A 13,313-nucleotide genomic window follows, 5' to 3' on the forward strand; every position below is an offset into this window, starting at 1 on the left:
GCGGCGCTACGGGGCCACCAGTCGCTGCTTCGCGGTGGCGGCTGGGGCGGCAATATGCTTGCCGCTATTTGCGGCCAGGCTCGAACGGCTTGATCACATCCGCCGCGTCGGGCGCGTCCGACGCGGCGGATTCCCGGTCATCCCAGTCGATATGCTTTTCTTCCTCCGCATCTTTTGCCGGCGGCAGTTGTGCGCCGGTCTTGCGGCCAACGTCGATCACCTCGTCGTCGACTCCGGGCATCGGATGGTGGGAAGGGACGATGGTGCGTCCATCATCAAAGGTCGGTTTGTCGCCAATGGACATGGAAAACTTCCTTTCATGGTTGTCAGCCAGGGGACCGTGGAGCCGGTTCAAATGAACCGGCACAGCCTGCGACGGTCCGGCGCCCGTGCCGCAAACGTTGCGTGATAAGTGGAATCTGAAACCCTTTCAGGGCCATGGATGAAGAGACATCCGCCGCTGCTTTGAGTTCAGGAACAAGCGCCGCCGCAAGGACCGCGGTAGGCGACCGCCTGTATTGCCCATAGGGCCGGGAGCGGCCTTGCGCCGCCTCAATAATCCTCAAGCAAGCTCGGCAGATGTCGAACCAAGCCACTTATCCAGTGCCAAAAAACAGGTACGTTCATTCAAATGTAATTTCCCCAGCCGCGTGTCGCTTTTCGGCCCGGAAGGAATGCATGCTCCTTCGATCAGCGCGGTGAGGCGGATTCGGCGTATCACACCGGCAACGGAGAAATCGAAGGCATCGAAGCCGCAGGAGCGTGTGCAGAAACCGCTCCTGAAGCCATTGCGACGAATGGACGACTTGCGACGGAGTGCCCGGCTCACAATTCTCATTCCTGTGACTGCACCTGGCCCGCCGAGGTGCGGCGTTCAATGTCTGGACAGGCAATCTGCCCGGCTACTGGAGGCAGTACATGAAAACCAATGCACACTCCCATCATCATGGACATCACGCCCATGATGCTTCCATCGTCGAGGCTGGCAGCGGCAGCGCTGCGCAAGCCGTAGACAAGCCCTATACCGACCCGGTGTGCGGCATGAAAGTCGGGGCGAATCCGGAAAAGGAAATCGAACACGGCGGCCAGATCTACCACTTCTGCAGCACACGCTGCATGGACAAATTCCGTGCCGACCCGGCGGCTTATACCGGCCCCGGAAGCCCTGACGACGGCACCGCGGCCACGATGCCGGAAGGGACGATCTACACCTGCCCGATGCATCCTGAAATCCGGCAGCCGGCGCCAGGCACCTGCCCGAAGTGCGGCATGGCGCTCGAACCGGAGGTGCCGACACTGGAAGACGAGGAAAACCCGGAACTAATCGACTTCCGTCATCGCTTCTGGTGGACCCTGCCGCTGTCCGTTGCGGTATTCGTGCTGGCCATGTTCGGCCACCTGCTGTTTCCGCAGGGATTGCGGGGACAAAACTGGATCGAGCTGGCCCTGAGCACGCCGGTCGTGCTCTGGGCGGGCTGGCCATTCTTCGTGCGCTGGGCACAGTCGATTGCGAACCGCAGCCCGAATATGTGGACGCTGATTGGCACCGGCGTGGCGGCGGCCTACGTCTACAGCGTCGTTGCCGTCGTCGCGCCGCAGATCTTCCCGAGCAGCTTTGCCAGCCACGGCCGGGTCAGCGTGTATTTCGAGGCCGCGGCCGCCATCATTTCGCTGACCCTGCTGGGGCAGATACTGGAACTGAAGGCGCGCTCCCAGACTTCGGAAGCCATCAAGTCGCTGCTCGGGATGGCGCCGAAAACGGCCCGGCGCATACGCGACGACGGGACCGAGGAGGATGTCCCGCTGACCCATGTCCACATAGGCGACTCCCTGCGGGTGCGGCCCGGTGAAAAGGTGCCGGTCGACGGCGTGGTCGTCGAAGGCGAAAGCGCGGTCGACGAGTCCATGCTGACCGGCGAACCGGTGCCGGTGACCAAGGCTCCAGGCGACAAGCTGATCGGCGCGACGCTCAATACGAACGGCAGCCTGATCATGCGGTCGGAAAAAGTCGGCGGCCAGACCATGCTGTCGCAGATCGTGCAGATGGTGGCGCAAGCACAGCGGTCCAGGGCGCCGCTGCAACGGCTCGCAGATGTCGTGGCCGGCTATTTCGTTGCGACCGTGGTCGGCATCGCTGTGCTGACGCTGCTGGGCTGGGGCTTCTTCGGCCCCGAGCCAAGCTGGGTCTTCGGCTTCGTCAATGCAGTCGCGGTCCTGATCATTGCCTGTCCCTGCGCGCTCGGGCTGGCGACGCCGATGTCCATCATGGCGGCGACGGGCCGCGCGGCAACCCAGGGCATCCTGTTCCGCGATGCGGCCGCCATCGAAGCGATGCGCACCATCGACACGCTGATCGTCGACAAGACCGGCACCCTCACCGAGGGCAAGCCGGGCTTCGACCGGGCCGCCGCCGCTGCCGGCTATTCGGATGAAGAGGTGTTGAGGCTCGCCGCCAGCATTGACCAGGGTAGCGAACATCCACTGGCGCAGGCGATCGTCAAGGAGGCGAACCGTCGCGGCATGAAGCTCGACAAGCCGGAATCCTTCGAATCGTCTACCGGGATCGGCGTGCGCGGCGTCGTTGCGGGCAAGCGCATCGCCCTTGGCAATACCGCGCTGATGGATGCGGAAAAGGTAGCGTGGCATGCACTCGCCGATCAGGCGGAAACCCTTCGTCGCGAGGGAGCCAGCGTCATGTACCTGGCGCAGGATGGGCGCCTGGCAGGCCTCGTCGCCGTGGCCGACCCGGTCAAGGAGACGACGCCGGAAGCGCTCCGGACGCTGGAGGAAAGCGGCCTGCATGTCGTGATGGCGACCGGCGACGGCGTGACGACAGCCGAAGCGGTCGCCCGCCAGCTCGGCATCGACGAATTCCATGGCGAAGTAAAGCCGCAGGACAAGCTGAAGCTGGTGGAACGCTTCCAGGCGCAGGGCAGAAAGGTCTCGATGGCGGGAGACGGCATCAACGACGCGCCGGCCCTGGCCAAAGCCGACGTCGGCATCGCGATGGGAACGGGCACCGACGTCGCCATCCACAGCGCCCATGTCACCTTGGTGAAGGGCGACCTGCGCTCGATTGCCCGCGCCCGTGTGCTTTCGAATGAGACCGTGCGCAATATGTACCAGAACTTGGGTTTCGCCTTCCTGTACAACGCGCTGGGCATCCCGATCGCGGCCGGCCTGCTTTATCCCTGGACCGGACACCTGCTGTCGCCGATGATCGCGGCCCTGGCGATGAGCCTCAGCTCTGTCTCGGTCATTACCAATGCGCTGCGTCTGCGAGGTAAGAAGACATGAAGGCGACGACCAGGCAAACTTCCAGGCAATGCGCCTGCAACCGGAAAGGGCAAGTAATTGATCAGTGAACGGCTTAACAGCAATTGCTTCTGCGTCACTTTGGACAAGAAAGCGCTTGATACAAAGCTCGCCGCGGAACTCGGCTCCGCGGCCTCCGTGGTCTTGCTGAAGGAGCGGTGTCCCACCGTTTTTTCAGCAAGACCCGTATTCATTTCCGACAGCCGGGCCGGGGAGATGTCCGGGCTCGTCAAAGCAGTCGAAGCCGTGGTCGCCTTGCCGGCGTACCGGGACTTCGTCCTGTCCCGGGCGCCTGCGATTGCGCGCCATGACCCCGGCGGCGCCCGCGGCGTATTCTTCGGCTATGACTTCCATGTGGCTGGCGATCGCATCGGCCTCATCGAGATCAATACCAATGCAGGCGGCGCGATGCTCAACTCGGTAATGGCGCAAGCCCAGCATGCCTGCTGCCTGGATGACCAGCGCCTCGCCGCGGCAACAGCGTCCGCGGCCACGCTGGACCAGCGCATCGTCGCCATGTTCATGGAGGAGTGGCGCCTGTCCAGGCGCACGCAGCCGCTGCGGACCATCGCCATCGTCGATACGTCGCCGCAGGAGCAATACCTGTATCCCGAATTCCTGCTGTTCCAGAGCCTGTTCGAACGGCATGGCCTGACAGCCATCATTGCAGATCCCGGCGAACTGGCATTCCGGGACGGCGTGTTGTGGGCTGGCGATACCGCGATTGACCTGGTGTACAACCGGCTGACGGATTTCATGCTGGAGGACGGCGCCAGCGCGCCCTTGCGGGCGGCCTTTCTTGCCAATGCGGTCGTACTGACGCCGCATCCGCAAGCGCATGCGCTGTATGCGGACAAGCGCAACCTGGCGCTGCTTTCCGACAGGCAGCGACTGGAGGAATTTGGCGTGCCGCAAGCGGTGATCGATGTGCTTGCCGCGCATGTGCTGCATACCGAAGTCGTGGATGCAGCCCAGGAGGAAGATCTGTGGAGCCGCCGCCGGCAGCTGTACTTCAAGCCGAGCGCGGGCTATGGCAGCAAGGCCACCTACCGCGGCGACAAGCTCACCAGGCGGGTGTTTCAGGAAATCCTGCAGGCGGACTATGTCGCCCAGGCGGTGATGGCGCCTGGGGAAAGGGTCGCTGGCAGTCGTGCAGCGCCCGACAACCTCAAGTTCGACATACGCTGTTATGCCTACCAGGGCACGATCCAGTCGACCGCAGCCCGCCTTTACCAGGGGCAGACAACGAATTTCCGAACGCCCGAAGGCGGGTTTGCGCCGGTGTACAGCCTTCCTGACGACCAGGTGCGGGATGAGATGTCCGCGCAGGCGGAGTAAGCCGCGGATCTGCATCCTGAAGCTTTCCGACAGCGACGATGCGATGCGTATGCAGCCTGTCTTACCGGTCGATACAGAAGCGGGAGAACCCGGGCCGAAACATGCCCGTTCATCCAGCGTAAGGGCCACCTGTCGGATCTTCCTTCTTCCGGCCCAGGGGCAACCCGGTCACATTCTTCGGCACACTGGCGCGCCGCATGGGCGCAAAGCTGGAAGGACGCCTCCTGCACTTGCTCGCACCGGCTCGCAGTGCTCCCGCAGATGTCGGCGCACGCGCGGCAGGCCACCTCGGCCGGGTCCTTATCCGCCAGCAGGAATTGCGCAGTCATGCGGCAGGTATCGGCGCAGTCGGACAGTAAGGAATGCAGACCGGCAGGCATGTCTGTCCTTGCGCCAGCCAACAATGCATCGCAGGCGGCCGCGCAGCTGCGGCAAGCGTCGATACTGGAAAGGAATTGGTGAGTCATGACAAATAACTCCAGGTCGTTGGCGCAGTTGGCAATCTGCGTTTGGCAATGGATGCCAGGTTTGGTTCAGGGACCGGCATCCAGTGCCGGGGTGCCCCTCATCGAAACGACTTGCCTGCCTGCGCTTCGCATGAATCCACCAGGTATGCCGACGCGTCCAGGCAACAGGTGTCGCCGTCCCTCACAAGGCTGACTCTGCCGCTGCCGGTCACCGGTCGAGCGCGATGGAAGGCGAAAAAGCAGCGCCTTCCCGGTCTTACTTCAACGTGTACAGGTAGGCCGCAATATCCGCGGCATCCTGCTCGCTCAGGTGCAGGTCCGGCATCGCAGTCAAAGGATCCACCGCGGGAGGATTGCGCAGCCAGCGCCGCATGTTGTCGGGGGTATTGGCCAGTACGCCCGCGATGTAGCCGCGCGTGGCAACCTTTTCCAGCGGCGGTCCGACATTGCTGCCCGGACTGGCGACGCCAGGGATCACATGGCAAGCGACGCAACCATGGCGCGCTATCGCCGCCATGCCGCGCCCGGCATCCGCGTCGGCTGCCGCCGCAGGCGCCGCTGTGCAGACCATCAGGCAGGCCAACGTCGTCCATAGTCTCTTCAGCATCGGCAGTTCCCCAGGTTAGCGATGTGACGCATGCGATTCTCCTTGTTCAGGTGCCGCATAGCGGCGCCACGATGAATTCCGATGTCATGAAGACAAAGGCGCCAAGGAAGCCGACATTGAAGATCAGCGCGCAGCGGGCCATGAAGCGCGACCGCTCGGCATGGATCTCGCGCGGATGCAGGTTGGATTCGCGCCGCACGTCACGCACCTTGCGCCAGTTCGACCAGGCGGTCCAGGCGCCGGCCAGCGCAATCAGGAAGGTAATGACGGTGACGATCAGGAAAGATGGCGACAGCCGCAGCGCAAGCTCGGCGCCATAGCCCGCTGCGCGCAGCCGGCACAGGCGGCTGGCGAGGTAATAGCAGACCAGTTCCTGCGCCGACCATGCCAGCGGAGCGGCCAGCAACCCGAACCAGAGAGCTCTCAGGCTGACCGGGGCGCTGGCCTTGCCCTCGGCATGCGCATCTGAGGCATGCGGGCTAGCCATGGCGCGACACCAGGTAAGGGCTGATGTAGAAGGTCGCAAACACCGCCAGCCAGACGACGTCGACGAAGTGCCAGTACAGCGCGCCTATGGACACCGCGGCATGGCGCTGCGCATTGAATTTGCCCATCGCCGCCCACAGCAGCAGCGCTGCGATCATCAGCAGGCCGCCGATCACATGCGCCATGTGAAACCCCGTCGTCATGAAATAGGACGAGGCATAGGCATCGGCGTCCGGCCCGTACTTCTTGTTGTGCCACTCCAGGCCCTGCAGCCCGGCGAACACCGCGCCCATCAGCAGGGTCAGGGCCAGCGCGGCGACCAGCCTTCCCGTCTTCCCTTTCTTGATGCCGCTCTCGCCCCAGTACAGCACCAGGCTGCTGGCGACCAGCAGCACCGTGTTGGGCAGCGCTATCTGCAGCTTGGGCAATTCCGGCACCCAGCCGCCGTGGGACTGCATGCCCAGGTAGGCGTAGGAAAACAGCAGGTAGGCAAACAGCGAGGCCTCGGTAAGTATCATCATCCACATGCCCCACCATCCCGATGCCTTATGCCCCTTGCTGCCCACGGGCAGCGGCCCCGGCTCGCCGACGAGTTCAGCCATGATGTTCTCCCGCGGTTTGCCCCAGCGAGGCGCGCGGCCACAGCCAGGCGATGGTGACGGCGACGCTTGCCAGAACGGCAGCAAGCGTGAACCACCACCAGTGGTACAGCATGCCGACGAACAGTGCCGAAAGCGCAAGCGTCATCAGCAGTGGCGACCATGAATCTTCCGGCATCTTGAGGATCGCCTGGGGCTCGCCGTTCAGCGCCGTCGTCGAGACGGTCTGCTTGCCCCGGTCCAGCAGCAGGCCCTCTTCCAGCTTCGAGCCTGCCTCGCCCTCCCCGATCCGTTCTTCCCACAGCGGGTGACGGGTGGCGATGCTGGGGATCACGACGAAATTGAACGAGGGCGGCGGCGACGGCGTCGACCATTCAAGCGAGGAGCCGTCCCACGGATTGCGCCCGGCCCTGGCGCCGCGCCTGGCGCTGACGAACACATTGATGAAGAACAGCAGGATGCCGAACGCAAACAGGAAGGAGCCGATGCTGGTGATCATGTTGGGCAGGTCCCAGCCCATGCCTGCTGGGTAGGTGTAGACCCGGCGCGGCATGCCGATCAGCCCCAGCCAGTGCATGGGGAAAAAGCCGAGATTGAAGCCGATGAACATCACCCAGAAATTCCACTTGCCGAGCCGTTCGTTCATCATTTTCCCGGTGAACTTCGGAAACCAGATGTAGATTCCGGCGATAACCGGGAAGAAATTGATGCCCAGCAGGACATAGTGAAGGTGGGCCACCACGAAGTAGGTGTCGGTAAGCTGCCAGTCCACCGGCACTGCGGCAGTCATGAAGCCCGACACGCCGCCGAGCGTGAACAGGAAGATGAAGCCTGCAAGGAACAGGAAGGCGGTGGTGTAGACCGGCCTGCCGGTAAAGATCGTGGCGATCCAGGCGAATACGGCGACGGCGCTCGGGATCACGATCACGATGCTGGCCGCGCCGAAAAAGGACAGCGACTGCGGCGGCAAGCCGGTTGCGAACATGTGATGCACCCAGACGCCGAAGCCGATGAACATGGTGAGCACCGTCGACATCGAGACCAGCGTGTAGCCGACCAGCGGGCGGCGGCAAAAGATCGGCAGGCCGTCCGAGACGATGCCCATCGCCGGTAACACGATGGCATAGACCCATGGGTGGCCGAACATCCAGAACAGGTGCTGCCACAGCAGCGGATGGCCGCCATGGGCGGCGTCGAAGAAGTGCGTGTCGAAGTTGCGGTCGGTCCAGAGCATGAAGAAGGCAAGGCTGACGGCCGGCACCGCGAACAGGTTGCCGACCGATGCGGTCAGGGTGCCCCAGATGATCACCGGGATGCGGTTGATCGACATGCCTGGCGCCTTCATCTGCAGCAGCGTAACGACGAAATTGACGGACCCGACGGTGGTCGATACTCCCAGCAGCACCATGCCCAGCGCATAGATGTCCATGCCCTGCCCCGGATCATATTTGCGCAGCGTGTAAGGCGTGTAGTTGAACCAGCCCGCGTCCGGCGTGCGGTCGTGCATCAGCGCGAGGTAGAGGAAGATGCCGGCTGCCAGGTAGACCCAGTACGAAAACGCATTGAGCCGCGGAAAGGCCATGTCGCGCGAACCCAGCAGCAGGGGGAACAGGAAGTTGCTGAAGCCGGACAGGACCGGCAGCGCATACAGGAAGATCATGGTCAGGCCATGCATCGTGAACAGGTGGTTGTACTGGTCAGCGGACAGCAGATGCTGCTCTGGCCTTGCCAGCTGCAGGCGCATGATCAGGGCCTCGATGCCGCCGATCACCAGGAAGGCAAAGGCCGTCACCAGGTAGCGCTTGCCGATCTCCTTGTGGTCGACCGAGGTCAGCCAGCCGAGCAGGCCGGGGGTGGTTTTCCAGATCTTCTCCAGCCGCCGGGCGGTGGGCGAATCGTAGCCGGCGGCGACGACCTCGGGCTGGCGGATGAGTTCAGTGGTGGTCAAGGTTATCTCCGCTCATTTCAGGGTCTCGAGATAGGACACCACCGCATGCAGGTCTTCCGGGCTCAGGTCCATCCGCGGCATGCGGGTTCCGGGCTTGATCTCCTGCGCGTTGGCGACCCAGCCATTGAGGCTGCCGGTGTTGTTGGGCAGACGGCCGGCGGCGATGGTGGCGCGGCTCATCAGGTGGGTCAGGTCAGGCCCCAGGCGGCCGGCGGCCCCCGCAACGGCGCTGTCGCCGCGCACGGTATGGCAGGTGCTGCAGCGCGCCTCGAATACCTGGCGCCCGCTGACGGCCTGCGGCGACTGCGGCTCTCCGGCATCGGCCTTCTGGCGCGTAAGCCAGTCGTCGAATGCCGGCCGCTCCTGTGCCACCACGTACAGCGCCATGTGGGCATGCTGGGAGCCGCAGAATTCGGCGCACTGGCCGCGGTACGTGCCAGGCTGGTCGGCCTGCAGCCAGGTGAAGTTGGTCTGGCCGGGTATGAGATCAGTCTTGCCGCCGAGCTTGGGCACCCAGAACGAGTGGATCACATCGCCGCTCTCCAGTCGGATGTGCACCGGTTCTCCCACCGGTATGTGAATCTCGTTGGCAGTGACCATCACGTCCGGCTTGTCTGCGCCGCGATAACGTATCTCCCACCACCACTGGTGCCCAGTCACTTCCAGAAGCAGCGACGGCTTGCGGTGGGGCGCCGCCACGGCCGACAGCGTGAGGATGGTCCAGATGGTGGTGCCCAGCAGCACCGCCGCGGTGATCGCAGTGCCAATGTAGATCCAGGACGCGCCGCCCGTATCCGGCTGCGGCGGCGGCCACCCGTTGTCCGCCGCCGGCACTGGCGGGCGCCGGCGCAGCGACGCATAGAGCACCAGCGCGGCAATGATGATCGTGACCAGCACCGAGATCGCCATCAGCCCCCAGTTGAGCCGGGTGGCCGGATCGGCCGCCGGACCATGCGTGACCAGGTAGCCCATCGGCCAGTCTGCACCGGCCATCGCAGCGGCGGCAGGCAGCCAAAGCGTGAGGACGGCGAACCGGCGCTTCATGGCTTGCCCGATTGCCTGGCCACGGGCGGCTCATTGGCCGGCTCGCCGGAGGAACGGCTCAGGGACCGTACATAAGCCGCGAGCTTCCAGATCGATTCTTCCGGAAGCGCATTGGCAAAGGACGGCATGCCATTCGGCCGACCCTGCATGATGGTCATGAAAATCTGCGCCGGCTCGCCGCCATAGATCCACACAGGGTCGGACAGCGGCGGCCCCATGCCCCCCCCGCCTTCCGGCGCATGGCAGCCGACGCAGTTCATCGAGTGGAACAGTGCCCGGCCCTGTGCGATGGCCGCCGGGTCTGCATCGTTGTAAGGGCTTGCCACCTGCTGCACCGGATTCTGTATCGGGACGTGGGTGCCGCCCACCGGTACGGCAATCAGTTGCCCGGCGCGCGGCAACTGGCCAGGGCCAACCTCGTTGTGCTGCGCTGAGGCGTAGTCCGGAAGGCAGGCCAGGCCGGCCAGCCATGTCAGGTAAACAGTAGCGATGCGCATGTTGGGTCCTTTCACGGCAGTGCGCCGACCGTCCTGGACAGGCTTGCAGCGGTAACCATCGGCACGCCGTACTGCCGCAGCAGCGCTTCGATCTGTGGCCGCCGCTCCTGCAGGATGGCGTCCAGCCTCTGCTTGAGTTCACGGTCATTCTTGCGCACGCCCATTGCAATGGAAAACCGCATCGGCCAGGTCGCGTCGGCCGGCTCGTCGACCGGCACGACCTCCAACGGCGGCGGCGCGGCGCGCTGCGCGACATACCCTGCCAGTGGTCCCCAGGCGATGGCGACATCGATGTCGCCGCGTGCCACTGCGTCCACCAGCGCAGCCGGCGGGTCGGGATAGCGGTAGTCGCCGTAGATGCTGTACCCGGTCACGTTGTCCACGATGCCGCGCCGTGCCAGCAGCATGGCTGGCGGCGGGTTGTCATTGCCCAGCACATGGACGCCGATCTTCAGGGATGCCAGGCGCGGATCGTCGAGCGCATGCAACTGGTAGCGGCGGTCCTTCCGGTACACGAAGACATAGGAGGAGCGGTAATAGGGGCGAGTTGTCAGCGCAAGGCCGTAGCCGGCAGGAACCCCGATGACGACATCGCAGCGGCCAGCCGCCAGCGTATTGCGGATGAAGCCGCGGCGCTGCGCCCACCAGGTGAATTCCAGCTTTTCTCCCATCGCGTCGGCGAGCATTGCGGCAAGCCGGTTTTCGAATCCCTCCCGGGCCTGGTTGCTGAACGGAAGATTATTGGGGTCGGCGCACACCCGCAGCGCGGCTTGCGGCGCGGGCACTGCAGGCGCGCAGGCTGCAAGCCAGGACAGCAGGATGACCGCGGTAAGCTTTTGCCAGCGCTTCATCATTTCGCATCCGGTATCGCAAACACATACAGCATGCCGCCGGTGGCAGTGTCGTTCGGCAGGTCTTTCATGGCGTTGACAAACCCGAGCGCGCCATAGGGCACCTTGGTATCGAGGCCGCCAGCGACGACCGCGCCGGACCAGCCGCCCACGCCGGACAGCACGGCCACATACTGCTTGCCGTCGGGTCCGCGATAGGTGATGGGCTGGCCGATAATTCCCGAGCCGGTACGGAAACGCCAGAGTTCCTTGCCGGTCTTTGCATCGACTGCCTTGAACCAGCGGTCCATGGTGCCGTAGAAGACCACGTCGCCAGCCGTCGCCAGCGCCCCGCTCCATACCGGGTAATGCTCCTTGATCGACCAGGCTTCCCTGCCGGCCACCGGATCCCAGGCGCTGAAGACGCCGCCGTAGTCGCCCGGCCCCTTCTTCATCTTTACTTCCATACCGACATAAGGCGTGCCGGCGATATAGCTGACTTCGGACGCCGTCACGTCCATGCACAGGTGGTTATGCGGCACATACAGCAAGTGCGTGCGCGGCGACCAGGCGGACGGCTGCCAGTCCTTGCCGCCCGGCGCGGCGGGGCAGATGTCCTTGACCAGCTGGCCCTGCCGCGGCTCCTTGTCCGGCACCACTTCGGGCAGGCCGTTTTCCAGATTGATGCGCTTGATGCTGGTGGTGTAGGCGAACTGTGGTGCGGAAATAATGCGGCCGGTCTGCCGGTCCATCATGTACATGAAGCCATTGCGGTCGGGATGCAGCATGACCTTGCGTTTTTCCCCGCCGACGTCGAGGTCGATCAGCACGTTTTCATTCACGCCGTCATAGTCGTGCAGATCATGGGGGTTGTACTGCACCGCCCACTTGGCAGCGCCGGTGTCGGGGTCCCGGGCGAATACGGTAGAGGTCCACTTGTTGTCGCCTGGCCGCTGGGCCGGATTCCATGGGCCCGGATTGGCGGTGCCATAGAAAATCAGCCTGGTTTCCGGATCGTAGGAAAGCCAGCCCCAGACCGCGCCTCCCCCCATTTTCCACTGGCCGGACGGCCAGGTGCTCATGCCCAGGTCCTTGCCCCGGTCCTGCGGATAAGGCGGCTTGAAGTCAGGTCCGATCAGCACGTCCTTGTCGGACCCGGTGCTGTAAGCCCGCCATACCTGCTTGCCGGTCTTTACATCGAGCGCCGTGAGCCAGCCGCGCACGCCCATCTCGCCGCCGCTGTTGCCGACGAACACCTTATCTCCGACAGCCAGCGGCGCCATTGTCATGGTTTCGCCCAGGTTGATGTCGCCGAGCCTGGTCTTCCATACTTCCTTGCCGGTTTCCGCATCGACCGCAACCGTATGCACGTCCAGCGTGTTGAAGATGATTTTTCCATCGACGAACACGGCGCCGCGGTTCACCAGGTCGCAGCAGGCGACGCCTTGCGCAGCCCGGTCCGGATGCGGCTTGTATAACCATTTGATCGGCGCACCTTCCCGTTTCAGGTCGAGCGCGTAAAGATAATTGGGATAAGGCGTCACAATGTACATCGTGTCGTTTACCACGAGCGGGGCGCCTTCGTGACCATGCACCAGGCCGGTAGAAAAGGTCCATGCGACCTGCAACCGGTTCACATTGCCGGCATTGATCTGATCCAGTTCGCTGAACCGGGTGGAGGCATGGTTCTTGGCGGGCATGATCCATTGCCCGTCTTCCGTTTGAGGCTTGTCCTGATCTGCTGCAGCATGCACCAGGGTGCAGGACTGCGCCAGGACAAGAATTACAGCGAACTGGATTTTCATCTGCTGATTCCGCATGAGGTACCGAATCTTCCGGCACCGATTTTTGGGAGCCCTTCGTATATTTGCGCAAATGCTTTTGCCTTGCGTGCAAGATGCACGCCAGTCACAGCCACGAGGGTCGCGCCGCCATCCGCGGCACTCCAGGCTTCGTTCGCTTTGTCGGGGTAAAGCGGCCGGAAAGACAGTCAGCCTCGCCAGTACCGTGGGCGCCCGATCCGGGATAAACCTGAGCAGCATCATGTAAGAATTACATGAGAAGTTCGGCTAAATTTACCTTGCCCGTTCGAACACCTCTATCCGACATTGGGCACGCAGAAGCCCGGGAATTTTCGGGTGATCCTGTGAGCTGGTGCTGGAGAACCGGCAACCGCCGTTCG

13 protein-coding genes are annotated in these 13,313 nt (G+C 63.6%); 2 read left to right on the forward strand and 11 right to left on the reverse strand.

The window, feature by feature from the left end:
• Nucleotides 1–64 precede the first annotated feature (64 nt).
• Both ABC383_RS23960 and ABC383_RS23965 read right to left on the reverse strand, forming a co-directional pair.
• The gene (locus tag ABC383_RS23960; RefSeq protein WP_413017917.1) at nt 65–304 is read right to left on the reverse strand and encodes a hypothetical protein; all 240 of its coding nucleotides are present in this window, start codon (nt 302–304) and stop codon (nt 65–67) included.
• A 258-nt stretch (nt 305–562) separates the two neighbouring features.
• The gene (locus ABC383_RS23965; RefSeq protein WP_413017919.1) at nt 563–829 is read right to left on the reverse strand and encodes a hypothetical protein; all 267 of its coding nucleotides are present in this window, start codon (nt 827–829) and stop codon (nt 563–565) included.
• Between the two features lie 89 nt (nt 830–918).
• Here ABC383_RS23965 and ABC383_RS23970 point away from each other — a divergent pair, with 89 nt between their 5' ends.
• Nucleotides 919–3,297: a heavy metal translocating P-type ATPase gene (locus ABC383_RS23970; protein ID WP_413017920.1), complete on the forward strand. Its 2,379-nt coding sequence runs from the start codon at nt 919–921 to the stop codon at nt 3,295–3,297.
• 234 nt (nt 3,298–3,531) lie between these two features.
• Nucleotides 3,532–4,653, forward strand: coding sequence for a hypothetical protein (locus tag ABC383_RS23975; RefSeq protein WP_413017922.1), 1,122 nt, complete (start codon nt 3,532–3,534; stop codon nt 4,651–4,653).
• Here the strand turns inward: ABC383_RS23975 and ABC383_RS28240 are convergent.
• The 9 genes from ABC383_RS28240 to ABC383_RS24015 all read right to left on the reverse strand — a co-directional run bounded on the left by ABC383_RS28240 (nt 4,545) and on the right by ABC383_RS24015 (nt 12,936).
• A complete protein-coding gene (locus tag ABC383_RS28240; RefSeq protein ID WP_487247474.1) occupies nt 4,545–5,120 on the reverse strand; it encodes a four-helix bundle copper-binding protein in 576 nt (191 codons plus the stop codon). The genes ABC383_RS23975 and ABC383_RS28240 overlap by 109 nt on opposite strands.
• 256 nt (nt 5,121–5,376) lie before the next feature.
• Nucleotides 5,377–5,727, reverse strand: coding sequence for a c-type cytochrome (locus tag ABC383_RS23980; RefSeq protein WP_413017924.1), 351 nt, complete (start codon nt 5,725–5,727; stop codon nt 5,377–5,379).
• A 46-nt stretch (nt 5,728–5,773) separates the two neighbouring features.
• Nucleotides 5,774–6,214: a hypothetical protein gene (locus ABC383_RS23985; protein WP_413017926.1), complete on the reverse strand. Its 441-nt coding sequence runs from the start codon at nt 6,212–6,214 to the stop codon at nt 5,774–5,776.
• On the reverse strand, nt 6,207–6,815 hold the full coding sequence (locus ABC383_RS23990; protein WP_413017927.1) for a cytochrome c oxidase subunit 3: 609 nt from the start codon (nt 6,813–6,815) through the stop codon (nt 6,207–6,209). The genes ABC383_RS23985 and ABC383_RS23990 overlap by 8 nt, the downstream gene beginning before the upstream one ends.
• Nucleotides 6,808–8,760 (reverse strand): cytochrome c oxidase subunit I, encoded by a 1,953-nt coding sequence (ctaD, locus tag ABC383_RS23995; RefSeq protein WP_413017929.1) that lies wholly within the window; start codon nt 8,758–8,760, stop codon nt 6,808–6,810. The genes ABC383_RS23990 and ctaD overlap by 8 nt, the downstream gene beginning before the upstream one ends.
• A 12-nt stretch (nt 8,761–8,772) precedes the next feature.
• Nucleotides 8,773–9,804, reverse strand: coding sequence for a cytochrome c oxidase subunit II (gene coxB / locus ABC383_RS24000; protein WP_413017931.1), 1,032 nt, complete (start codon nt 9,802–9,804; stop codon nt 8,773–8,775).
• Nucleotides 9,801–10,301: a c-type cytochrome gene (locus ABC383_RS24005; RefSeq protein ID WP_413017933.1), complete on the reverse strand. Its 501-nt coding sequence runs from the start codon at nt 10,299–10,301 to the stop codon at nt 9,801–9,803. Before ABC383_RS24005 ends, coxB begins: the two co-directional genes overlap by 4 nt.
• An 11-nt stretch (nt 10,302–10,312) precedes the next feature.
• Nucleotides 10,313–11,152, reverse strand: a complete 840-nt coding sequence (locus ABC383_RS24010) for a substrate-binding domain-containing protein (RefSeq protein WP_413017935.1) — start codon at nt 11,150–11,152, stop codon at nt 10,313–10,315.
• On the reverse strand, nt 11,152–12,936 hold the full coding sequence (locus tag ABC383_RS24015; protein ID WP_413017937.1) for a methanol/ethanol family PQQ-dependent dehydrogenase: 1,785 nt from the start codon (nt 12,934–12,936) through the stop codon (nt 11,152–11,154). The genes ABC383_RS24010 and ABC383_RS24015 overlap by 1 nt, the downstream gene beginning before the upstream one ends.
• Between the last annotated feature and the right edge of the window lie 377 nt (nt 12,937–13,313).

Origin of the sequence: Noviherbaspirillum phoenicis (genome assembly GCF_047237965.1) — a bacterium.
Taxonomy (GTDB): domain Bacteria; phylum Pseudomonadota; class Gammaproteobacteria; order Burkholderiales; family Burkholderiaceae_D; genus Noviherbaspirillum_A.